The organism is Brucella sp. HL-2 (assembly GCF_025846885.2).
Taxonomy (GTDB): Bacteria; Pseudomonadota; Alphaproteobacteria; order Rhizobiales; family Rhizobiaceae; genus Brucella; species Brucella quorumnocens.
Genome location: NZ_JAOYTK010000001.1, coordinates 452,750 through 475,243 on the forward strand (window position 1 = coordinate 452,750; position 22,494 = coordinate 475,243).

Consider the following 22,494-nt stretch of genomic DNA (forward strand, 5'->3'; position numbering starts at 1 on the left):
TCCTAATTTCCTAATGCCACCGCGACATTGACTGCCGCTGCGACAAGAACCGTATTGAAGAAGAACGAGACGACACTGTGCAACAATGTGGTGCGGCGCATATAGGTCGTGCTCAAATTGGTGTCGGAGGTTTGTGCGGTCATACCGATGACGTAGGAGTAATACGCAAAATCCCAGCCGCATGGCGCATCAGTTTCTGGAAAAAGGAACCCGCCTTTATGGCCGGCTTTGCTGGACTTGTCGGGCTGCCAGAAAACATGGGCATAGTGCAGCGCCGCCATCATATGGATCGTTGCCCAGCCAAGTGGCACGGCGGCAAGTGTCATTACGAGTGCAAAGCCATCGGGTTCCGGTTTCTGGTTAATCAGAATAAACAGCGAGGCAACCGCAACAATTACGGCAGCAAATGTCACCGAGAAGATGATCCATACTGGTTCGTCAGCGCTCGCTGCGTGTTTTTTCAGATAGGTCGCGGTGAGTTGGGGCAGTGCATATAGCGCGAGCCCCAGATAGATCAGGAAGAAGCAGTTTGCGCCAACGACTGGGGCAAGCGGGCTTTTAAGCGCGTAAGCGATGATGAATGCTGCCACGCCGCCAGCGGCGCCAAGGTAAAACGACATATGGCGGCGCAGCAAAAACATCAGGCGGTTACTTCCTTTGGGTCTAACCGCATATCGACATGCGGGATGCCGTCTTCGAGATATTCTTCCGAAATCGCGACAAAGCCGAACGAACCATAGAATTTCTGCAGATGGCTTTGCCCACCAAGCTCGATAGCGATGCCGGGGAACCGTTCATGCGCAAACTCCACCGCCTCTTTCATCAGACGCTGGCCGAGTTTGTAGCCGCGATAATCTGCTGCCACGACAACACGCCCGATCTTCACTGGCTTTCCTGTGCTCTCTGGCGGAAGAACGCGCAAAGACGCTGCAAGTTCCTCGTTATCAAGAATGCGTAAGTGAAACGCGTCATAGTCCTTGCCGTCGATTTCGGGGTAGGGGCATTTCTGCTCCACCACGAAAACATCCACGCGCAGCTTCAGCATCGCGTAAAGCGCGCGCGGCGTCAGGTTGTCGAGTTCACCCCACTGGGAAACGAAAATCTTTTCGCTCATCAGTAGACGATCACTGAGCGGATCGACTTGCCTTCATGCATCAGATCGAAAGCTGTGTTGATCTCATCAAGCGGCATGGTGTGGGTGATCAGGCTGTCAATGTCGATCTTGCCTTCCATGTACCAATCGACGATCTTCGGCACATCGGTACGACCGCGCGCGCCGCCAAAGGCCGTACCCTTCCAGACGCGTCCGGTGACGAGCTGGAACGGACGCGTTGCGATTTCCTTGCCGGCTTCCGCCACACCGATGATGATCGATTCACCCCAGCCGCGATGGGTGCATTCCAGCGCCTGACGCATGACATCGGTATTGCCGGTCGCGTCAAACGAATAATCCGCGCCGCCATCGGTCAGGTCCTGAATCGCCTGAACAACCTTGTCGTTGCCAATCTCGCGCGGGTTGATGAAGTCGGTCATGCCGAACTTCTTTGCCATTTCAACCTTGGATGGATTGATGTCCACACCGATGATTTTGTCGGCGCCAACCATGCGTGCGCCCTGAATGACATTGAGGCCAATGCCGCCAAGACCAAACACAACAACATTGGAACCCGGACGAACCTTAGCCGTATAAATAACCGCGCCAATGCCGGTGGTGACGCCGCAGCCGATATAGCAGATCTTGTCGAAAGGCGCGTCTTCACGAACCTTGGCAAGAGCGATTTCCGGCAGAACTGTGAAGTTCGAGAAGGTCGAACAGCCCATATAATGGAACACTTCGCCGCCATCGCAAGAGAAGCGCGTGGTGCGATCCGGCATCAGGCCCTGACCCTGCGTGGCGCGGATCGAGGTGCAGAGATTGGAGCGCTGCGACAAACAGGTTTTGCACGAGCGGCATTCCGGCGTGTAGAGCGGGATCACGTGATCGCCGGGCTTGACCGAAGTAACACCCGCGCCCACTTCCCGCACAATGCCTGCACCTTCATGGCCGAGAATGGCCGGGAATTTGCCTTCGGAATCAAGACCGGAAAGCGTGTAGGCATCGGTGTGGCAAACGCCGGTCGCCATGATTTCGACTAGCACTTCGCCAGCGCGTGGACCGCCGATTTCGATGGTTTCGATGGTGAGCGGCTTCTTTGCCTCCCAGGCAACGGCGGCACGTGATTTCATGGCTCTAGTCCCTTCCAGTTCATAAGGCACCTATTTCAGGTAGGTGCGCAAAATCCGCATGATTTCGTCGATTTGTGTATCAGGATCAGCCACGGAATCTTGCGCTATGGTCTCACGAGACTCCCCGCGCACTTGGCCAAATGTCTCGCGAAAATGGCTTTCCAGCACTTCCGCCATCAATCCGTTGGCAGCCCCGCGCAACGCTGCAATTTGCTGCAACAGGGCCGAGCATTCCGTGCCTGCTTCCACCGCGCGCTCCAATGCTTCGGCCTGCCCCTTGATACGGCGCAGGCGCGTCATCGCGCGCTTTTTGTCTTCCGGTGAATGCGGCATGAAATCTCCCGATTATTGCGAAACCTATATACTATAGGGGAGTATGTCAATTGCTCCAGAAATGCCTCTTGCGAGAATGATTTTCCCTGCAATTTGCCTATCGCGAATTTTACGCCTCAAGCTGCAAGTGCAAGAGCGGATAAGGGCGTCCCTGATCGTCAGTTTCCGAACGACCTGTCTCAACAAAACCGACATGGCGATAAAAGCCCACGCCTTGCGTGTTCTGCTCGTTCACATCAACAGTCAGCACCCCGATAATACCTTTCGCGTGGGCGATCATGTGCTTGCCAATGCCTTTGCCGCGCTCAACCGGTGAAATAAACAGACTGTCGATGTTGCCTTCGGTCATCCCCATGAAGCCGACCGGCGTACCGTCGTTTTCAACGACATCGACTTCTACATTCGGCAGATATTGCTCTCCGACCAACTTTTCGAGTTCAATGAAATCTTCGCGGCTCAGAAAGTCATGCGTCGCCAGCACGCTTTCCCGCCAGATCGCGGTGAGGGCCGGGGCATCGGCGGGCGTGGATTTTCGTATATGGATCATCGTCGTTCCTTGTGGGATAAGCACCAAAGCAACGCCTTTATAATACGGAATTTCATTTGACGAGTCTGCCCGATCTTCCCGTTACGCGCATTCTGCCGCAGCTTGATGCCGCGTTGGCTACCCACGCCTCCGCAGTTCTGGTTGCCCCTCCCGGTGCTGGTAAAACAACGCTAGTGCCGTTGCATTTTTTGAATGCAAGCTGGCGCGGCGATGGGATGATTGTGCTGCTTGAACCGCGTCGTCTTGCGGCGCGCGCTGCGGCACGACGCATGGCGCAGTTGCTCGGCGAAGAGCCGGGCGAAACGGTTGGCTATCGTATGCGCCTTGAAAGCAAAGTCTCGGCGAAGACCAAAATCCTCGTCGTCACTGAAGGCGTTTTCGCACGCATGATCCTTGATGATCCTGATCTCAAAGGTGTCGCGGCGGTTCTGTTCGACGAGTTTCATGAACGCAGCCTCGATGCCGATTTCGGTCTGGCATTGGCGCTTGACGTACAGGCAGCCTTACGTGACGATCTCAAAATTCTCGTCATGTCGGCCACATTGGACGGTGCGCGTGTGGCGCAGCTTTTGGGCGAAGCGCCGGTCGTTGAGAGCGAAGGCCGCGCCTATCCTGTCGATATTCGCCACCGCGACCGCAAGCCCGATGAGCGCATTGAAGACGCGATGGTCGAAGCCATTCGTGAAGCGCTGGCCGAAGAAACGGGCAGCATTCTTGCCTTTCTTCCCGGTCAGGGTGAGATCGAACGCACAGCCGCTATTCTGGAAAAGTTTCTGTCTACCAATATCATTCTGGCCCCGCTTTATGGCGCGATGGAGGGGCGCGATCAGGATGCGGCAATCAAGCCCGCGCCTGCAGGTCATCGCAAAGTGGTGCTGGCAACGTCGATTGCCGAGACCTCCATCACCATTGATGGCGTGCGAGTGGTGATCGATTCAGGCCTTGCCCGTCTGCCAAAATATGAACCGGCCACCGGCCTGACTCGCCTTGAAACCGTGCGTACTTCCCGTGCAAGTGCCGATCAGCGCGCTGGTCGTGCCGGTCGTACCGAACCGGGTATCGCTATCCGCCTCTGGCATCAGGGACAGACGGCATCGCTCCCCGCATTCTCACCGCCAGAAATTCTGGAAGCGGATCTCTCCGGCCTTGTGCTCGATGCGGCCGCATGGGGTGTGACTGATCCGACGACTTTGTCGCTGCTCGACAAGCCGCCGCTATCCGCTCTCAAAGAAGCCAAAGCATTGCTTAGTCGGCTTGGTGCACTGGATAAAGCGGGGCGTTTGACTGCGGATGGCGAGGCTATGCGCGCGCTGGCGCTTCCAGCACGCCTTGCGCATATGGTGGCGGAAGCGGGCAAACGCGGCGAAGCCTTATGGGCGGCAGAACTAGCCATGCTTCTGACCGAGCGCGGCCTCGGCGGCAACGAAACCGACCTCGACACCCGCATGTCGCGTTTTCGTAACGACCGTTCCGACCGTGCGCAGCGCGCCAAAGGCTTGGCAAAACGCCTTGCTGCCAACGTACCAAACAAAGGCGAGCCTGCCGGGTCTACTACTGGCCGTATGTTGATCGACGCTTACCCGGACCGCATCGCCAAGGCACGCGGCCAGACCGGGCAATTTCTGCTGGCCAATGGGCGCGGCGGCGAAGTCGGTCCCGGCATCAGCCTCAGCCGCGCATCATGGCTTGTCGTGGCCGATATGTCTGGTAGAGCGGGTCGGGCGCGTGTCCTTTCCGCCGCTGAAACATCGGAAGCTGAAATCCGTGCCGCTCTTGGCAACAAGATCGAAAGCGGACGGCAGGTCGTCTATGACGCGGAAAAGAACGCATTGCGTGCACGTGAAGCCGTGCGCATCGGTGCCATTGCTCTGTCAGAAAAGCCGCTCGCGGCCCCTTCCGGCGGCGCTGCCGACGAGGGCGTGATCGCTGCCGTGCGTGAGCATGGGCTGCAAATCCTGCCTTGGGGCAAGGAAGCGGAAATCTTGCGCCGCCGTTTGGGTTGGCTTTATCGCGGCCTTGGCGATCCATGGCCTTCCATGGACGATGATAATCTTATCGCGCATCTCGATGACTGGCTTTTGCCTTTTCTCACCGGCGAGGCACAGCTTGACCGTATCCCCGCCCACGCACTTAAAAATGGCCTGATAAGTCTTGTGCCGTTTGATCTGCAACGCCTCGTTGATCAACTGGCACCAACGCATTTTGAAGTGCCGACTGGCTCGAATATCCCGATCCGCTATGACACAGAGGAGCCGGTTCTTGCTGTTCGCGTGCAGGAGCTTTTCGGTCTTGGCATTCATCCAGCCATTGCCAATGGCAAAGTACCGCTTTTGCTGGAGCTGCTTTCACCTGCCCATCGTCCGATCCAGATAACGCGGGATTTGCCTAATTTCTGGAAAGGGTCATGGGCTGATGTGCGCTCCGACATGCGCGGTCGTTATCCGCGTCATGTCTGGCCGGAGGATCCCGCGAACGCAGAAGCCACGCGCAGGGCTAAGCCGCGCGGCACTTGACATTCTTACGAATGCAGAACGATCCGAACTTCGTCCTGATCCCGGATGTCGAGATTTTCGCGTATGCGTTTATCCGAGATCAGCTCAAGACAGTCGTGCATATGCGATCCGATACGCCGGAAAACCCAGACATGCATGGAACGGGAATGGGAGTGAAGCGTCGCACGCCACGCTTGACCTGTGCCGCGGCTTGGCTTGAAAAGCTTGCGTTGCAGGCTGTTATTCTTAATTGCATTCTGCGGGATCACAAGGGTTGGTGGGACGAGGCCGCGGTCCAGCGCCTTGAGGTTTTTCCGGCTGCTGCGCAGAAGAGATGGATATTCCGTGATCCGCACATTCAGCGAACCCGATGCGAATCTGTCTGGCCAGTCAGTTGGCGAATTTTTCAGCTCTCGTTTCCCCGGAATGACGAGTTCCGAATGTTTCCCCAGTCCAGACGATATTGTCCCCCTGAAAACAATCATGTACCCCCCATTACTATATGTATCGGGAGCATTATAATTTCTTCACAAAATTGACACAATTGCTGCGGGCGGCGTTAACGTTTTAGTGAAGTCTCACAAACGCCCACTGTATTGGTGTTCTCAGGCGTCTCAATTTGTACTGCGACTGGATGACACAGTTCCGCTTGCGTGAATATGCGCGTTGCCGCATAAGGGGCTCGTCAGAGCGTATTTGCTTTTTTAATCTGAACGACTGCTCTGTGTCCTTATCTACGTATTTCCAAACGCAAAACCACTTTTATACGTTTGCTGGAAATGCTCCGGGGTGATCATGCACGCAGAATTCGATAACCGAGCTTCAAATCTTTCGCGAAAACCGCGTCTTACCACCTTGGTGCGTCTGCGCTGGCTGGCGATTGCCGGGCAGACCGCCGCGGTTATGTTTGTCGCGCTCTATCTGCAATTCAATTTTGCTGTTGGCATTTGCTTTGCCCTGATTGCTTGTTCCGCATGGCTCAATCTTTATCTCGCATTTCGCTTCCCGACCAATCACCGGCTGAGCCCGACTGCCGCCAGCATTGTTCTGGCATTTGATATTCTGCAACTGGCGGGGCTGCTCTATCTGACAGGTGGAGTGCAAAACCCCTTCGTTATCCTGATGATCGCCCCGGTCATTATATCGGCCACATCGCTGTCGGTACGCCATACGCTGGTTCTTGCGCTTCTCGTTGTGTTGAGCACCTCGGTGTTAACTGTGCGCTACGAACCGTTGCCCTGGTATCCGGGTGAAACCCTTGATCTGCCATTTCTTTTCGTAGCAGGTATCTGGTGCGCGATCATCGCAGCACTGGGTTTTACTGGCGTCTATGCCTATCGTATTGCTGAAGAAACGCGTCAGCTTGGTGATGCTTTGGCTGCAACTGAACTTATTTTGCAACGCGAACAACATCTGACGGCGCTCGATGGGCTGGCTGCCGCTGCCGCACACGAGCTTGGCACACCGCTTGCCACCATTACTTTGGTGGTCAAGGAAATGCAGCGCAGTTATGCAAAGAAGTCCGATGGTGATCCGGCACTTGCAGAGGATATTGCGCTTTTGCAATCACAGGCTGCGCGCTGTCGCGAAATTCTGCAACGGCTGACCAGTCTGTCCTCGGAAAACGAGGAACACATGTCGCGTCTGCCTTTCTCATCATTGATCGAGGAAGTGATTGAGCCACATCGGGATTTTGGAATTCTGCTTCAAGTGACCAAACAGGAAGGACCGAAGCCAGAGCCTGTTGTGCGTCGTAATCCAGGGCTGCTTTATGGGCTTGGCAATCTGGTGGAGAATGCAGTCGATTTTGCGCGTGATGAGGTCAGCGTTACATGGGGCTGGACCGACAGCACTGTCAGCGTCACCATTCAGGATGACGGTGAGGGGTTCAAACCAGAAATTCTGGACCGAATCGGTGAACCTTATATGACCAGTCGCGATAGCGCACATAACGGCGGCGGCGGTCTTGGATTGGGACTTTTTATCGCAAAAACTCTGCTGGAACGCTCTGGAGCGCAGATTAGCTTTAAAAATCGCAAGAATCCGGGGCAGGGTGCGGAAGTAAAAGTGACATGGCCCCGTTCCGCTTTCATTGTAAACTAATGAATATATTGCAGAATTAATCTTGGGTTGAAGCGCTGCCGCTTAACGTGCGGTGTTTCATTTTCATCAAATTTTCGTGCTCGTGATTAGAAATTGCATTTAATCACAATGCTTTACGCTCTGTTGCAATTTAAATTTTGCTGAGATTGCTTCAATAATTCAATGGCTATTTGACTTTTTGACGCAGGGATATCAATAAGGAAACAAAAATACAGGCAGGAAGTACCCCATGGAAGACTTGAAGCAGGAAGACACCGAAGCCATTGGCAACGATCCCACCCTCCTTCTGGTTGATGATGACAAGCCTTTCTTGCAGCGTCTTGCCCGTGCCATGGAAGGCCGGGGTTTTCAGGTAACGACTGCAGAATCGGTTGAAGAAGGCATCGCCGCTGCAAAGGCCGCTGCGCCCGCTTATGCGGTCGTAGACATGCGGCTGGGAGATGGTAACGGGCTTGATGTTATTGAGGCTATCCGCTCTCGTCGTACCGACACGCGCGCTATCGTGCTCACCGGTTATGGTAATATCGCGACAGCGGTTAACGCGGTAAAGCTCGGCGCGATTGACTATCTCTCCAAACCTGCCGATGCGGATGAGGTTTTTGCTGCTCTAACCCGTCGTCCCGGTGAAAAGGTTGCACCACCGGAAAATCCGATGTCGGCTGATCGCGTGCGTTGGGAGCATATTCAGCGCGTTTATGAGATGTGCGAGCGCAATGTTTCCGAGACAGCCCGCCGCCTCAATATGCATCGCCGTACTTTGCAGCGCATTCTGGCCAAGCGCGCACCGCGTTAATCTATATCGGTCTCGGGCACATCGAGACCTGCAAGCTCTGCAATCGTCAGACGTGCAGCACCTGCTCTTGCAAAGCGCAACATCAGCGCTTTGCGTGTGGCACCCGCAAGCTTATGCTCCGGTGCATCTCGCAGAATTTCTGCGCCATATCCATCCGATAGAATGAAGCCGCAATCTTCCGGAAAGATTTCGCGCGGCACCGACGGATGCGTCGCGAAAAACAGCCGGTCACAAAAAGCGCGGTAGTCTGGCCATTTCCGGTCTGCCTTCCAGTCTTCGATTGAAGATTTTATCTCAACGATCCAGATTTCACTTTTGCGGCTGACAGCAATCAGGTCAGCGCGCCTACCGGATGCCAGCGGCAATTCCGGTAAAGTTGCCAGCCCCATTTCCAGAAACAGGCGCTGCACACCACGACGCACGAGCATTGCGTTTTCGGACTGGCGTCCGTCAGAAAGGGGGTGCGTTTTGTTGGGAATCACGATTGGCATGGGTACATTTTGCGCCCTCAACTCGCGTTGAGCAATCAAAGAACGTTGATTTTAAGCGGCATTCCAGCGGCTTAATCTTGGAAAAGGTGGCGATAAAATGGCAAAATTACGTTTTTCAATTTACGGTTAACGGCTGGTTAACAATACTGACGCATGTTTTCACATGAATGGGCGATTCGCTCCTGTTGACGATAAGAAGCAATTTAGGGGAAATTCATGAATTCTCGCGTCTTGCGGCTGAGTGCAGCCCTTCTTCTTGGTGGTGTACTGGCCGGTTGCTCAACAGTTGGCGGCACCTTCTACACCGCGTCTTATTCTGCGGTCAGCGACGCTGGTTACACGATCCCGGCAATTCCCAATGAAAAGATTCCGCAGCAATATCGCCGACAGATCGTGAAATATCAGACCGACGAAGCGCCGGGCACGATCATTGTTGAGACGCGCGAGAAGTTTCTCTATTACGTCATGCCTGACGGCAAGGCTATGCGCTATGGCATCGGCGTGGGCCGTGAGGGTTTTGGCTGGTCAGGAACAGCACGTGTCGCCATGAAGCGCGAATGGCCGACATGGACGCCACCGGCTCCTATGATCAAGCGTCAGCCGGAACTGGCAAAATATCGCAATGGCATGGGTCCGGGTCTGAAAAACCCGCTCGGTGCACGCGCACTCTATCTTTATAACAAAGGCGGAGACACTGGCTATCGTATCCATGGAACGCCTGAATGGTGGTCGATTGGTAAAGCTATGTCTTCCGGCTGCGTACGCATGATGAACCAGGATATTATTGATTTGCATGAGCGCGCTGAGCAAGGTGCCAAGGTTATAGTGAGGCAGTAAACCTTACGCTGAAATCAAAAAAGGCCGCTGAGAAGCGGCCTTTTTGCTGAAGTAAAATCGGCAATCAGATCTGTTCGACCTGCTGCACTTCCGGCACGAAATGGCGCAGAAGATTCTGGATGCCATGCTTAAGCGTTGCGGTCGATGATGGGCAGCCAGAGCAGGCGCCCTTCATGTGCAGGAACACTGTGCCATTTTCAAAGCCGCGGAATGTGATATCGCCGCCGTCCTGTGCAACAGCCGGGCGAACGCGAGTTTCGATCAATTCCTTGATGGTTTCGACGATTTCGGTGTCGGCTTCATCGAAGAACTCTTCATCTTCATGAGCGGCGGCTGCGTCTGCGTTGGCATTACCAGCCATGGCTGGCAGGCCCGACATGAAATGTTCCATGATCGTACCAAGGATGGCAGGCTTCAGGTGCTGCCATTCGCCGTCGTCTTTGGTGACCGTGACAAAATCATAGCCGAAGAAGACGCCGGTTACGCCGGGTACCGCAAAAAGCTTGGCTGCGAGCTGCGAGGTGTTGCCCGCGCTTGCCGCGTCGCGGAAATCCGCGGTCCCCTCAGGCATGACAACCTTGCCTGGCAGAAACTTCAGGGTCGCCGGGTTTGGCGTCGTTTCAGTCTGGATGAACATGCCCGTTCTCCGCTTTCAACTCTGGATGGGTTCTAGTGGATTGAGTTTGACGTTTGAATCCCGACCGACATAGATGCTGTTTCAAACGTCAAATTCTAAAAATCCACTAGATTCATAAATTTTCTAGTGGTCTTTTTCTTCCGACATCGGCTCGACGCCTATATTCAAGGGATGCAAATGTCGGAAGTAGACCACTAGTAAGCGCCAATGAGCGAGGAAGCAAGGCTTGCTTCGATCAGCTGCATATCAGTTACGATCAATATAGGGTGATTATGTCACCGCATCAATGTCATCATTGGAAAGTCCTGCGGGGACCACGGTAACGGGGATCTGAAACAGTGCTCGCCCAGCAAGAGATTGGACCAGAGGCCCGGGACCTTCCTTGCCAGAACCAGCAGCCAGAACCAGAATGGCTATGTCCTGATCTTCTTCAATCAGACTTGGCAACTGATCATTGGTGTTGCCTTCGCGAATGATGAGTTCAGGCTCAATGCCCTGTGCTTCGCGCACGGCGGCTGCGAATTTTTCGAGCGTTGAACGTGCGCGTTCTTCTGCTTCCTGCCGCATGATTTCGCCAACGCCGAGAATCTGCTGAAAATCCGAATTATCGATGACAAACAGCATAACGAGCGCGCCATTGGTATTCTTGGCGCGGCGTGCGGCATAGGCGACAGCACGCTCGCATTCGGGCGTGTCGTCAATAACGGCAAGAAACTTGCGGCGGTGGCCGGCTTCGCGGCTAAGTCGTTTGGATACCATGGCGATAATGTGGCATTGCAAAGAGCCGCCCGCAAGCGGGCAGCTCCTGATTATTTATCAGTCCTGCAACCAGCCGATAATATCGCGGACGTGGCGCATGTTTGCCTCTGCAATCACGCTGGCGCGTTCGCCACCGTCTTTCAAAACACTGTCGATATAGGCGGGATCGGCCACCAAACGACGCATTTCATGGGTGATGGGCGACAGCTTTGCCACAGCGAGATCAGCGAGTGCTGCTTTGAATTCGGAGAACTGACGGCCTCCGAATTCGCTCAGGATTTCTTGCTTGGATTTCGATGACAAGGCAGCATAGATGCCGACGAGATTATCCGCTTCCGGACGCCCAGCGAGGCCGTCGACTTCCGTAGGCAAACCATCCGAATCGGTTTTGGCTTTGCGGATCTTCTTGTTGATGGTCTCTTCGTCATCAATCAGGTTGATGCGCGAAAGGTCTGAAGGGTCGGATTTCGACATCTTCTTGGTGCCGTCACGCAGCGACATGATACGCATGGCCGGACCTGAAATCATCGGCTCGGTTAGCGGGAAAAAGCCAGAAACCTGTTCGTCACCAACCTTCATGTCGACACCAATGCCTAGCGAAGCGATGCGATCAGAATAATCGTTGTTGAACTTCTGTGCGATGTCACGGGTCAGTTCGAGGTGCTGCTTCTGATCTTCGCCGACTGGAACATGGGTCGCGCGATAAAGCAGAATGTCGGCAGCCATGAGGCTTGGATAGGCGAAGAGGCCGAGCGAGGCGTTCTCGCGGTCTTTGCCTGCCTTGTCCTTGAACTGCGTCATGCGGCTCATCCAGCCAATGCGCGCAACGCAGTTAAATACCCAAGCGAGTTCCGCATGCTGCATGACGCGGCTCTGATTGAAGACGATGCTTCGCTTGGGATCAATGCCTGCGGCCAGAAATGCCGCCGTGACTTCGCGGGTCGACTGAATGAGTTCAGCCGGATCAGGCGACACGGTCAGCGCGTGCATATCGACGACACAGTAGATGCATTCCTGCGTCTCCTGAACCTCTACCCACCGCTTGATCGCACCCAGATAATTGCCGAGGTGAAGATTTCCGGTCGGTTGGACGCCGGAGAAGACAAGCGGTTTAAACGTGCTCATGACTTTATCCTGATGTTGGCCTCCGCCGGTGGAGAGCGAAGGATTTAAGAATGTCGTTGCATAATCTTACCTAACGTTGAAATCAACTTCAGGAAGATTATGCAACAAATCTAAATTGTTAGAGTGCCGTGCGCGCAATGGGGCGCACGGCACTCTAATCTTTTCGCAGAGGCATAGCGGCCTTTCAAGGGCAATAAAAGCGCATCCCGAAAAGTGTGAAACGGTTTTCGGAAAAGATGCGCGCTTTTACTTGTCGCTCTCAGGCTCTTTCTTCACAGCGCCACGTTTGATACCGCGGCGGATCATTCCGGTATTGGCACCGCCAAGACCAAAGGCCAATGCGAAGTAGACAATCATCGCAGCGACAACCATCGTCGTAACAGTGCCAGCTCTGACCGCGAACGGTGCAGCAGATGAGAGTTCATACGCAAAATGCCCGATGGCAAAATAGATACCTGTCGCCATCACGCCCGCTGCAATCAGCAGGCGCGGAATTCGGGTCAGCAACGGTATATCGCTCCCCCAATGGCCACGCTTAACGAGTGTTGCGAACAAGAGCGCTGCATTGACCCAACCGGCAGTAATTTCGGCAATCGCTATGCCGCTTGGACCCATGCGTTGAAAAAGCGTGATGGCCAGCGACACGTTCACAACCACTGAAATGGCTGCGAAGATCATTGGTGTACGGGTATCTTCGCGCGCGAAGAAGCCCGGAATGAAGGCTTTGATCAGAACAAACGCTGGAAGGCCCAAACCGTAAATCGCGAGAATATTGGAAACGACGATTGTCGATTCAGCACTGAACTGGCCGCGTTCAAACAAAAGCCGCACTATCGGCTCCGACATGACAAGTAGGGCTGCGGCTGCCGGAAGGGTGAGAAACAACGTGAACTCGACCGAGCGGTTTTGCAGGTTCGAAGCCTCTTTCATGTGTCCGCCGCGCAATGCGCGGGAGAGCTCCGGCAAAAGCACAGTCGCAACCGCAATACCCACCACGCCGAGCGGCAACTGATAGATGCGATCAGCATAGACGAGCGAGGAGACAGCGCCTTCCATGCCTGATGCGATATTGGTGTTGATCAGCAGATTGATCTGCGTAATTCCGCCGGTAATCGCAGCAGGCAGTGCCAGCACCAGAAGTCTTTTGACATTTGTGGTGAGGCGCGGGCGACGGAAACCGATTTTGATGCCTGCATTGCGCACAGCAAGCCATACGATAGCCAGCTGCACCACACCGGCCGCCATGACACCCCATGAGAGCCCATAGCCGACAGCAAGCGCGTCGTAGCCCTTCCACCATGCAAAGGCCAGAACGCCAATGAGAATGATGTTGAGGAAAACCGGCGCGATGGCTGCCGCAAAATAACGATGCAGCGAATTGAGCATTCCGCCCATCATTGCCGAAAGCGACATGCAGGCGAGATAGGGGAACATGATGATCGCAAGCCGCACAGTATTGTCGAACTTTACCGGATCATCGGTGAAGCCAGGCGCAATGACTGTGCGCACGATAAACGGCATGGAGAGTTCCATCACGATAGTGATGAAAAGCAGGACCGTGAAAAGAACGCCAAAAACTTCTTCAGAAAAGCGGCGTGCGCCTTCCATGCCGTTCTTTTCTATCTCCTTGGCAAAAAGCGGTACGAAGGCCGCATTGAATGCACCTTCAGCAAAAAGCCTGCGGAACGTGTTCGGGAAGCGGAAGGCAGCATTGAACGCATCCGCCACGGGGCCGGTGCCGAGTGCTGCTGCCATGAACATTTCGCGCGTAAAGCCGAAAATGCGGCTCATCAGCGTGCCGGACGCGACCGTTGCGAACTTTTTGACCAAACTCATTTAATCTAAAAACCTATGCTGCTGCGCGACCGTTGGTCTTTGCGCTGTTTTCCCCACCAAGAACGGCAAGGAGCTTGCGCTTGATATTGCCCTGTCGGGTTGCGTTTGAAATCTTGTGCCCGACGAGATCGGTTACATAGAAACTATCGATCACCTTTTCGCCAAACGTGGTGATGTGAGCCGAAGCAATATCCAGCGAAAGGTCAGAAATAAGGCCGGTCAGTTCCGAAAGAAGGCCGGGGCGATCTAGCCCTTCCACTTCGATGACGGTGAACTTGTCGGACAGCGTGTTGTTGATCTCGACATGCGGCTCCACCTTGAAGGCTTTGGCGCCTCTCTTGGGCTTGGTGCGCTTGGCAAGAACATCCGGCAAATGGGATTTGCCGGAAAGCACGTCTTCGATCACCTTGCCCACACGCTCGGCACGTCTGCGCTCATCGTCGTCAGTGTCGAATTCACGGCTGATCAGGATTGTGTCGAGCGCGCGGCCGTCGCCCGTGGTGAAGATCTGCGCATCGACAATGTTGCCGCCAGCCGCAGCACACGCACCGGTAATAATCGACAGCAGACGCGGATGATCGGGGGCGAGCACGGTGATTTCTGTGACGGCCTCAAAAGTATGTGGTTTGGCCATCGTGGCAAGCGCACGACCATTCCAGTCCGTTTCCCGTATGAAATGGGCGTGGCGTACCTGATCATCGAGACTGACGGTCAGGAAATAGTTGGTGTAGTGGAGGCCAAGATAGGCATCACGTTCTGCTGCTGGCCACTCGGAGAGCTTGTCCGCCAATGCAGCACGCGCCTGCCGGTCACGGTCGGCACGCGGCAATTCGGAGAAGCCGCCCGTCAGAACCAGTTCAGTTTCATAGAAAAGAGTGCGCAGAAGCTGGCCCTTCCAGCCGTTCCAGACGCCGGGGCCCACGCCTTTGATGTCGCAGACCGTCAGGATTAGCAAAAGCTTCAACCGCTCCATCGTCTGAACCGTGTCGGCAAAGTCGACAATCGTTTTGCGATCATTGAGATCGCGAGACTGCGCAACCATGCTCATGGTCAGATGCTCGCGCACTAACCATTCCACGGTTTCGGTTTCTGATGCAGACAGGCCGAAGCGCGGGCAAAGCCTACGGGCAATGCGGGCACCAGCGATGGAATGGTCTTCTGGTCGGCCTTTGGCGATGTCATGCAGAAGAATAGCCACATAAAGTAGAACACGATCACGCTTCATGGTGGTGACGAGATGGTTGGCTAGCGGATGCTCGTTTTCGAGCTCACCGTGCTCGATTTCAGACATGACCTGAATGCAGCGCAGCAGATGTTCGTCCACCGTATAATGGTGATACATGTTGAACTGCATCATCGCGACGATCTTGCCAAAATCCGGGATGAATTTGCCCAGCACGCCGGATTCATTCATGCGGCGCAGGATCAATTCCGGATTGCGCGGCGACGTCAGTACTTCAAGAAACAGGCGATTGGCTTCAGCGTTCTCGCGTAGTTCCCCGTTAATGAGTTTCAGCGAACGGGTGAGCTGTTGCATCGCATCGGGATGAAATTCCAGCCCATGCTTGTCGGCAAGATGGAAGATGCGGATGATGTTGACCGGGTCTCGTTTGAAGACGTCGGGATCAGCAATGTTGATGCGATGATTTTCGGAGACAAAATCTCCACTGGCTGAAAGCTTGCGCTTGCGGCGTGAGAAGGTGAGGAAGATGCGGTTGAAGCCCGGAACATGCTTGGCTTGTTCTTCTTCGAGCGCCGCACAAAGAATACGCGTCAGATCTCCAACATCCTTGGCCACTAGGAAGTAATGCTTCATGAAGCGTTCGACATAGTTCTGGCCCGGATGCGCTGTGTAGCCAAGGCGCTGCGCAATTTCCGGCTGGATATCGAAGGAGAGGCGTTCTTCTGCTTTAAGCGTTGCAAAATGCATGTGGCAACGCACAGCCCAAAGGAAATCTTCGGCCTTGTTGAAAAGGCGCAATTCGGCTCGTGATAGCACGCCGAGCTTGATCAGCTCTTCCTTGCTTTTCACGCGATAGAAATATTTTGAGATCCAGAACAGCGTATGCAGGTCGCGCTGACCGCCTTTGCCTTCTTTCACATTGGGCTCGACGAGATAGCGCGTCTCGCCTGCTTTGCGATGGCGGGCATCGCGTTCGGCAAGCTTGGCCTGGATGAATTCAGGTCCGGTATTTTTGACCACTTCCTCGTCAAAGCGGGTAATCAGTGCGGTGAAAAGATCTTTGTTTCCGATGATGAACCGCGCATCCAGAAGGGCTGTACGGATCGTCATGTCTTCGCGCGAAAGACGAATGCATTCGTCGATATTGCGTGTCGAATGGCCGACTTTCAGCCCCATGTCCCAGAGCATGTAGAGCATATATTCGGCGACCTGTTCGCCCCATGGGGTCTGTTTGTACGGCAGCAGGAACAAGAGATCGATGTCGGACCCCGGAGCCAGCCCGCCGCGCCCATAGCCGCCAACGGCGACGATCGCCATGTTTTCAGCTTTTGACGGGTTCGTCATCGGATAGGCTTTGGTGCTGGCAAATTCGAACAACGCGCTGATCAGCGTGTCCATGAGATAAGACAGGCGTCGAACACAAAGTGTGCCGCCGCCATCTTTCATCAGCATGCTTTCCGCATTCGCACGACCGCGTATCAGAGCATCTTTAAGCGCTTGCAGCACGACTTTACGCACGGACGGGCTTGTGTAGCTCTCATCTGTGGAGTCAGCCAGTTCGTTTAGCTTACGACGAAGTGTTTCGGGATTGACGATTTCTTCAAGCTTCAGGTCGTGTGCGCTCATGCGGCTTTGATGTCCGGCTTGCAGGGAAGGGCTTGCGGTTATCATCCTATAGCCGGTTTTAGATATGGTGAACATACTCCCGCTGCGATCCGATAACGACAAGCGCATACAAACAAAAAGGCCGGGCATTGCCCGGCCTTTCTCGTGTTTTAAAGCATTTCCAGCAAAAGTGAGAACCGATTTCGCGTTCGGAAATGCGTAAAAACAAATAGTTACAGCGGTTCCAACGATTCAATATTAACTGGAACCGCTGTAGTCGTCTTTTCAGCTGGTCGCATTATAGGCTGCAATTGCTGCCATATTCACGATATCTGTATCTTTTGCGCCGATATTGACGATCTGCGCTGGCTTGTCGAGACCGACGAGCAGCGGACCGATAATTGTCGCGCCACCCAGCTCCTGCAACATATTGGCTGCAATCGAAGCCGAATGATTGTCAGGCGTGACGATGACATTGGCCGGACCTGACAGCCGAATGAACGGATACCGGTCCATCAGCTTCGGGTTGAGGGCAACGTCTGCGCTCATTTCGCCATCGAATTCAAAATCGACATGACGCGTGTTTAGAATACGAACTGCTTCCTGAATGCGTGCCGAGCTTTCGCCGACCATATGGCCGAAGGTCGAGAACGCTGTCAGTGCCACGCGCGGCACGTAGCCCATGCGGCGCGCCATACCCGCTGCTTCAACGGCGATATCCGCAAGTTCTTCGGCTGTTGGCTGTTCGTGCACGGCAGTGTCTGCGATGAAGACTGTGCGGCCACGGCAAAGCGCAATGGAAACACCCACCAGACGATGGCCGGGCTTTGAATCGATTACACGGCGTACATCTTCAAGTCCGGTTGCGTAGTTACGGGTGATGCCCGTTACCATGCCATCGGCATCGCCCAGCGCTACCATGCAGGCCGCAAAATGATTGCGGTCATTGTTGATCAGACGGTGGCAGTCACGTGTCAGATAGCCTTTGCGTTGCAGTTTCTCATAGAGATAATCGGCATAGACGGTATTGCGGCTCGAAAGACGCGCATTGATAACCTCGATGCCGGGACGGTCAAGATCAAGACCTGCAGCTTTTGCAGTTTCCGCAACGCGCTCCTCGCGGCCAACAAGAATTGCAGTGCCAAGACCTTGATTAACGTAGGACACAGCGGCACGCATCACCTGCTCTTCTTCACCTTCGGCAAAGACGATACGTTTTGGCTGACGGCGCACACGCTCATAAATGCCACGCAATGTCGAAGCAATCGGATCACGACGCGCCAGCAATTCGCGCTTATAGCCTTCAAGATCGTCAATTGCGCGACCGGCAACGCCGGTTTCCATTGCAGCCTTGGCGACAGCTGCCGAAACGGTTGCAAGCAGGCGCGGATCGAACGGGACCGGGATGATATAACTCGGACCGAAGCGCGGACGGCTGCCCTGATAGGCGGCAACAACATCGTCCGGCACGTCTTCGCGTGCGAGTTCTGCGATCGCATAGACGGCGGCGATTTTCATCTCATCGTTGATCGTGGTGGCACGAACGTCGAGTGCACCACGGAAAATATAAGGGAAACCCAGAACGTTATTGACCTGGTTCGGATAGTCCGAACGGCCTGTTGCAACAATCGCGTCATCGCGCACTTCTGCAACATCTTCCGGTGTGACTTCTGGATCGGGATTGGCCATGGCGAAGATGATCGGATTGGGCGCCATCGAGCGCACCATTTCCTTGGTCAGGGCCCCCTTGGCGGAAACGCCGAAAAAGATGTCAGCATCTTGCATCGCTTCTTCAAGCGTGCGCTTCGACGTTTTTACCGCGTGGGCTGACTTCCACTGGTTCATGCCTTCTTCGCGGCCCTGATAGACGACGCCCTTGGTGTCGCAGAGGGTAACGTTTTCGGCAGGGAAACCGATAGCCTTGATAAGCTCAATACAGGCAATGCCAGCAGAGCCTGCGCCATTGCAGACAAGTTTGGTGTTCTTGATATCGCGGCCTGTCAGATGCAGCGCATTGATCATGCCGGCGGCGGCAATGATTGCCGTTCCGTGCTGATCGTCGTGAAAGACCGGAATGTCCATCAGCTCACGCAAGCGGCTTTCTATGATGAAACAGTCTGGTGCCTTGATGTCTTCGAGATTGATGCCGCCAAACGATGGTCCTAGATAACGCACCGCATTGATGAAGGCGTCGATATCGGTTGTGTCGATTTCAAGATCGATGGAATCCACGTCGGCAAAGCGCTTGAACAGTACGGCCTTGCCTTCCATGACCGGCTTGGACGCAAGCGCACCCAGATTGCCGAGGCCGAGGATTGCCGTGCCGTTGGAAATGACAGCGACGAGATTGCCCTTGGCCGTATAGTCATAGGCCAGAGCGGGATTTTCCGCGATGGCCTTGACCGGCACGGCAACGCCGGGCGAATAGGCAAGCGACAGGTCGCGTTGCGTCGTCATGGGCTTGGTCGGATTGATTTCCAGCTTGCCCGGGCGGCCCTGAGCGTGAAAGTCGAGCGCTTCCTTCTCACTGGCTGTGGGTGTGCGTTCTGGCGTGTTGCCCTTCGGCGTCGAGGCTGGCATGTTCCCTCCGGGTTCATCTGCGGGACAAATTCGATAACGCCAGTGATGCACGGTGTAAACAGTGCATATTGGAACAGATGTTGATCCAAAAGTGATGAGTTGTGAAACTTTATGACTTTAAACGATTTAAATGAGCAATAAACGAAGGCTTCAGTATGGAATCGAAAGCAGGCGACAATAACCCACAGGCAGATGAAAGCGCTGTGCAGGAAACCGCTGTTCGCCTCACGCCCATGATGGAGCAATATATCGAGATCAAAGCCGCGAATGTTGATTCGCTGCTCTTTTATCGCATGGGCGATTTCTACGAACTATTCTTCGATGACGCGGTGGAAGCATCCCGCGCGCTCGGCATCACGCTCACCAAACGTGGCAAGCATCTGGGCGAAGACATTCCGATGTGTGGCGTGCCATTCCATGCGTCTGATGACTATTTGCAGAAGCTGATTTCCAAGGGCTATCGGGTCGCCGTCTGTGAGCAGGTGGAAGATCCGGCTGAAGCGAAGAAGCGTGGCTCGAAATCGGTCGTTCGTCGCGATGTGATCCGTCTTGTAACTCCTGGCACGATCACCGAAGAAAAGCTGCTTGATCCGTCCGAGGCAAACTTCCTCATGACGCTCGGCCGCACCAAAGGTGACGGCGCGCTGGCACTCGCGTGGATCGACATTTCAACCGGCACCTTCCGCGTGGCAGAAACAGCCGAAGACCGTCTTTTTGCCGATATCATGCGTGTGGACCCACGCGAGCTGATTGTGGCCGACACTGCATTCCATGACGCGGAACTGCGTCCGGTGTTCGATCTGATCGGAAAGGCTGTGTCTCCACAACCTGCAACTCTGTTTGACAGTGGTGCAGCGGAGGCGCGCATTCAACGCTATTTCAATGTCGCAACGCTTGATGGTTTTGGCCAGTTCAGCCGTTCGGAGCTTTCGGCCATTTCCGGTGCTATTGCCTATATCGAAAAGACGCAGATTTCCGAACGCCCGCCGCTGATGCGACCTGAACGCGAGCAGGAAGGCGGCACGATTTTCATCGATCCTGCCACCCGCGCCAGCCTTGAACTCGCCCGCACAATGTCCGGCAATCGCGAGGGCAGTCTGCTGAAAGCGATTGATCGAACTGTGACCGGTGGCGGCGCGCGTCTTCTCGCCGAACGTTTGACAGCACCACTGACGAACCCTGTAGAAATCGCGCTACGCCATGATTCCGTTTCATGGTTCTTGCGCGAACAATCGCTCTGCGACGCTATGCGGCTTGAACTTAAGGGTGTGCCGGATATGCCACGCGCGCTCTCGCGTCTGGCGGTTGGTCGCGGTGGTCCGCGCGATCTGGGCGCTTTGCAGCGAGGCTTTGAAGCCGCCGGTGGGATTGCATCCTTGCTAGAAGGCGCGCTTTTGCCAGACGAACTTCGCTATGCCTGCGACGCGATTGTGAAAATACCGGCAAGTTTTGCAGCCCATCTCGACCGGGCCTTGGCTGATGAAATGCCGCTTTTGAAACGCGACGGCGGTTTCGTGCGTCAGGACTACAATACAGAACTCGACGAAATGCGCGCGCTCCGTGATCAGTCGCGCCGGGTGATCGCGGGTCTTCAGGCCGATTATATCGAGGAAACAGCCATCAAATCGTTGAAGATCAAGCATAACAATGTGCTTGGTTATTTTATCGAAGTGACAGCCAATAATGCAGGGAGCATGACCGACACAGATGCTGCCAAGGGACGCTTCATCCACCGTCAGACGATGGCAAATGCCATGCGCTTCACCACGACGGAACTGGCAGCACTTGAAAGTAAAATCGCTAATGCTGCCGACCGGGCTTTGTCGATAGAATTGGCGATTTTCGAGGAACTCACTGCGGAAGCGGTTAGCCATGCGGATAGCATTCGTGCCGCCGCAGCAGCGCTCAGCGTGTTCGACGTTTCGGCTTCTCTTGCCGTTCTTGCCGATGAGCAGGGCTATTGTCGTCCGCTGGTCGATGACAGTTTGTCGTTCAATATTGTGGCCGGTCGCCATCCGGTGGTCGAACAGGCATTGCGCCGTCAGGCAGCCAATCCATTTGTTGCCAATGATTGCAATCTTTCTCCGCAAACGGTTGGTGGAAATGGTGCGATCTGGCTGCTCACTGGCCCTAATATGGGTGGTAAATCGACCTTCCTGCGCCAGAATGCACTGATCGCGATCATGGCGCAGATGGGGTCTTTCGTTCCTGCTGGTTCTGCTCAGATTGGCGTCGTGGATCGATTGTTCAGCCGCGTCGGCGCATCGGATGATCTGGCGCGGGGCCGTTCGACTTTCATGGTGGAAATGGTCGAAACAGCAGCAATTCTCAATCAGGCAGGTGAGCGTTCACTGGTCATCCTTGATGAGATCGGCCGTGGAACGGCAACCTTTGATGGGCTTTCCATTGCGTGGGCGGCCGTGGAATATCTGCATGAGAAGAACCGCTGCCGTGCACTTTTCGCCACGCATTTCCATGAAATGACGGCGCTGTCTGAAAAACTCGACCGGCTGTCAAATGTCACCATGCGGGTTAAGGAATGGGACAATGACGTGGTCTTCCTGCATGAAGTGGCGAAGGGGGCAGCTGATCGTTCTTATGGTGTGCAGGTCGCGCGTCTCGCCGGTCTGCCGGAAGCCGTGGTCAATCGCGCGCGCGATGTTCTGCATCAGCTTGAAGCGGGTGAAACATCCGGCAAAGCCGACAAGCTGATTGATGATTTGCCGCTGTTTTCCGTTGTACTTCAACAAGAGAAGCCAAAAGCCCAAGCTGCCGCAAAGGACAGCGAGCTGGCCAAAGCCGTTACGGCAATCAGCCCGGATGAACTGACCCCGCGCGAGGCGCTTGATCTGGTTTACAAGTTGAAGGAATTGGCGGGCAGGGGGTAACCCTCCCCTTCGCTTTTCGCTCCGCACTTTAGGGCGTGGGCGGTGAGAGGCCCGCCCTC

18 protein-coding genes are annotated in these 22,494 nt (G+C 54.8%); 5 read left to right on the forward strand and 13 right to left on the reverse strand.

Features of this window, described 5'->3' with window-relative positions:
- Nucleotides 1-2: 2 nt before the first annotated feature.
- From OIV19_RS02135 to OIV19_RS02155, 5 genes are all read right to left on the reverse strand, one after another.
- The gene (locus tag OIV19_RS02135; RefSeq protein ID WP_264230535.1) at nucleotides 3-641 is read right to left on the reverse strand and encodes a DUF1345 domain-containing protein; all 639 of its coding nucleotides are present in this window, start codon (nucleotides 639-641) and stop codon (nucleotides 3-5) included.
- A complete protein-coding gene (locus tag OIV19_RS02140) occupies nucleotides 641-1,114 on the reverse strand; it encodes a GNAT family N-acetyltransferase (protein WP_095445891.1) in 474 nt (157 codons plus the stop codon). Before OIV19_RS02140 ends, OIV19_RS02135 begins: the two co-directional genes overlap by 1 nt.
- Complete coding sequence (locus OIV19_RS02145; protein ID WP_264230536.1) at nucleotides 1,114-2,226, reverse strand: S-(hydroxymethyl)glutathione dehydrogenase/class III alcohol dehydrogenase; 1,113 nt, start codon at nucleotides 2,224-2,226, stop codon at nucleotides 1,114-1,116. Before OIV19_RS02145 ends, OIV19_RS02140 begins: the two co-directional genes overlap by 1 nt.
- 30 nt (nucleotides 2,227-2,256) lie before the next feature.
- On the reverse strand, nucleotides 2,257-2,559 hold the full coding sequence (locus tag OIV19_RS02150; protein ID WP_095445893.1) for a metal/formaldehyde-sensitive transcriptional repressor: 303 nt from the start codon (nucleotides 2,557-2,559) through the stop codon (nucleotides 2,257-2,259).
- Nucleotides 2,560-2,668: 109 nt separating this feature from the next.
- Nucleotides 2,669-3,106 (reverse strand): acetyltransferase, encoded by a 438-nt coding sequence (locus OIV19_RS02155; protein ID WP_095445894.1) that lies wholly within the window; start codon nucleotides 3,104-3,106, stop codon nucleotides 2,669-2,671.
- Nucleotides 3,107-3,162: 56 nt separating this feature from the next.
- Here OIV19_RS02155 and hrpB point away from each other — a divergent pair, with 56 nt between their 5' ends.
- Nucleotides 3,163-5,619: an ATP-dependent helicase HrpB gene (hrpB, locus tag OIV19_RS02160; protein WP_264230537.1), complete on the forward strand. Its 2,457-nt coding sequence runs from the start codon at nucleotides 3,163-3,165 to the stop codon at nucleotides 5,617-5,619.
- Nucleotides 5,620-5,624: 5 nt separating this feature from the next.
- Here hrpB and OIV19_RS02165 read toward each other — a convergent pair whose 3' ends face one another.
- Nucleotides 5,625-6,083 (reverse strand): hypothetical protein, encoded by a 459-nt coding sequence (locus OIV19_RS02165; RefSeq protein WP_151094769.1) that lies wholly within the window; start codon nucleotides 6,081-6,083, stop codon nucleotides 5,625-5,627.
- Nucleotides 6,084-6,393: 310 nt separating this feature from the next.
- Between OIV19_RS02165 and OIV19_RS02170 the strand changes: the two genes are divergently transcribed.
- Nucleotides 6,394-7,701, forward strand: coding sequence for an ActS/PrrB/RegB family redox-sensitive histidine kinase (locus OIV19_RS02170; RefSeq protein WP_095447827.1), 1,308 nt, complete (start codon nucleotides 6,394-6,396; stop codon nucleotides 7,699-7,701).
- Between the two features lie 229 nt (nucleotides 7,702-7,930).
- Complete coding sequence (gene regA, locus OIV19_RS02175) at nucleotides 7,931-8,494, forward strand: global response regulator transcription factor RegA (RefSeq protein WP_024898183.1); 564 nt, start codon at nucleotides 7,931-7,933, stop codon at nucleotides 8,492-8,494.
- Here the strand turns inward: regA and OIV19_RS02180 are convergent.
- Nucleotides 8,491-8,985, reverse strand: a complete 495-nt coding sequence (locus OIV19_RS02180; RefSeq protein ID WP_095445897.1) for an MmcB family DNA repair protein — start codon at nucleotides 8,983-8,985, stop codon at nucleotides 8,491-8,493. The genes regA and OIV19_RS02180 overlap by 4 nt on opposite strands.
- 216 nt (nucleotides 8,986-9,201) lie before the next feature.
- Between OIV19_RS02180 and OIV19_RS02185 the strand changes: the two genes are divergently transcribed.
- Nucleotides 9,202-9,822: a L,D-transpeptidase gene (locus OIV19_RS02185; RefSeq protein WP_095445898.1), complete on the forward strand. Its 621-nt coding sequence runs from the start codon at nucleotides 9,202-9,204 to the stop codon at nucleotides 9,820-9,822.
- A gap of 64 nt (nucleotides 9,823-9,886) precedes the next feature.
- Here the strand turns inward: OIV19_RS02185 and OIV19_RS02190 are convergent, their stop codons facing one another.
- From OIV19_RS02190 to OIV19_RS02215, 6 genes are all read right to left on the reverse strand, one after another.
- Nucleotides 9,887-10,459, reverse strand: coding sequence for a NifU family protein (locus tag OIV19_RS02190; protein WP_095445899.1), 573 nt, complete (start codon nucleotides 10,457-10,459; stop codon nucleotides 9,887-9,889).
- 270 nt (nucleotides 10,460-10,729) lie between these two features.
- Nucleotides 10,730-11,269 carry a universal stress protein gene (locus tag OIV19_RS02195; protein WP_208636306.1) on the reverse strand — a complete coding sequence of 180 codons (540 nt, stop codon included), beginning with the start codon at nucleotides 11,267-11,269 and terminating at the stop codon, nucleotides 10,730-10,732.
- A 6-nt stretch (nucleotides 11,270-11,275) separates the two neighbouring features.
- Nucleotides 11,276-12,343 carry a tryptophan--tRNA ligase gene (gene trpS, locus OIV19_RS02200; RefSeq protein WP_095445901.1) on the reverse strand — a complete coding sequence of 356 codons (1,068 nt, stop codon included), beginning with the start codon at nucleotides 12,341-12,343 and terminating at the stop codon, nucleotides 11,276-11,278.
- Between the two features lie 246 nt (nucleotides 12,344-12,589).
- Nucleotides 12,590-14,179, reverse strand: a complete 1,590-nt coding sequence (gene murJ, locus OIV19_RS02205; protein ID WP_095445902.1) for a murein biosynthesis integral membrane protein MurJ — start codon at nucleotides 14,177-14,179, stop codon at nucleotides 12,590-12,592.
- Nucleotides 14,180-14,192: 13 nt separating this feature from the next.
- Entirely contained in the window at nucleotides 14,193-16,988 is a 2,796-nt protein-coding gene (locus OIV19_RS02210) for a [protein-PII] uridylyltransferase (RefSeq protein WP_095445903.1), read from the reverse strand.
- A 264-nt stretch (nucleotides 16,989-17,252) separates the two neighbouring features.
- Nucleotides 17,253-19,547: an NADP-dependent malic enzyme gene (locus OIV19_RS02215; RefSeq protein ID WP_264230538.1), complete on the reverse strand. Its 2,295-nt coding sequence runs from the start codon at nucleotides 19,545-19,547 to the stop codon at nucleotides 17,253-17,255.
- Between the two features lie 155 nt (nucleotides 19,548-19,702).
- Here OIV19_RS02215 and mutS point away from each other — a divergent pair, with 155 nt between their 5' ends.
- On the forward strand, nucleotides 19,703-22,435 hold the full coding sequence (mutS, locus tag OIV19_RS02220) for a DNA mismatch repair protein MutS (protein ID WP_095445905.1): 2,733 nt from the start codon (nucleotides 19,703-19,705) through the stop codon (nucleotides 22,433-22,435).
- Nucleotides 22,436-22,494: the final 59 nt, after the last annotated feature.

Coding starts and splice junctions, on each gene's coding strand:
- OIV19_RS02180 (WP_095445897.1), bottom strand. CDS start 8,985: ATGCCAATCGTGATTCCCAACAAAACGCACCCCCTTTCTGACGGACGC.
- OIV19_RS02145 (WP_264230536.1), bottom strand. CDS start 2,226: ATGAAATCACGTGCCGCCGTTGCCTGGGAGGCAAAGAAGCCGCTCACC.
- OIV19_RS02170 (WP_095447827.1), top strand. CDS start 6,394: ATGCACGCAGAATTCGATAACCGAGCTTCAAATCTTTCGCGAAAACCG.
- OIV19_RS02155 (WP_095445894.1), bottom strand. CDS start 3,106: ATGATCCATATACGAAAATCCACGCCCGCCGATGCCCCGGCCCTCACC.
- murJ (WP_095445902.1), bottom strand. CDS start 14,179: ATGAGTTTGGTCAAAAAGTTCGCAACGGTCGCGTCCGGCACGCTGATG.
- OIV19_RS02135 (WP_264230535.1), bottom strand. CDS start 641: ATGTTTTTGCTGCGCCGCCATATGTCGTTTTACCTTGGCGCCGCTGGC.
- trpS (WP_095445901.1), bottom strand. CDS start 12,343: ATGAGCACGTTTAAACCGCTTGTCTTCTCCGGCGTCCAACCGACCGGA.
- OIV19_RS02140 (WP_095445891.1), bottom strand. CDS start 1,114: ATGAGCGAAAAGATTTTCGTTTCCCAGTGGGGTGAACTCGACAACCTG.
- OIV19_RS02185 (WP_095445898.1), top strand. CDS start 9,202: ATGAATTCTCGCGTCTTGCGGCTGAGTGCAGCCCTTCTTCTTGGTGGT.
- mutS (WP_095445905.1), top strand. CDS start 19,703: ATGGAATCGAAAGCAGGCGACAATAACCCACAGGCAGATGAAAGCGCT.
- OIV19_RS02150 (WP_095445893.1), bottom strand. CDS start 2,559: ATGCCGCATTCACCGGAAGACAAAAAGCGCGCGATGACGCGCCTGCGC.
- OIV19_RS02215 (WP_264230538.1), bottom strand. CDS start 19,547: ATGCCAGCCTCGACGCCGAAGGGCAACACGCCAGAACGCACACCCACA.
- OIV19_RS02190 (WP_095445899.1), bottom strand. CDS start 10,459: ATGTTCATCCAGACTGAAACGACGCCAAACCCGGCGACCCTGAAGTTT.
- OIV19_RS02210 (WP_095445903.1), bottom strand. CDS start 16,988: ATGAGCGCACACGACCTGAAGCTTGAAGAAATCGTCAATCCCGAAACA.
- OIV19_RS02165 (WP_151094769.1), bottom strand. CDS start 6,083: ATGATTGTTTTCAGGGGGACAATATCGTCTGGACTGGGGAAACATTCG.
- regA (WP_024898183.1), top strand. CDS start 7,931: ATGGAAGACTTGAAGCAGGAAGACACCGAAGCCATTGGCAACGATCCC.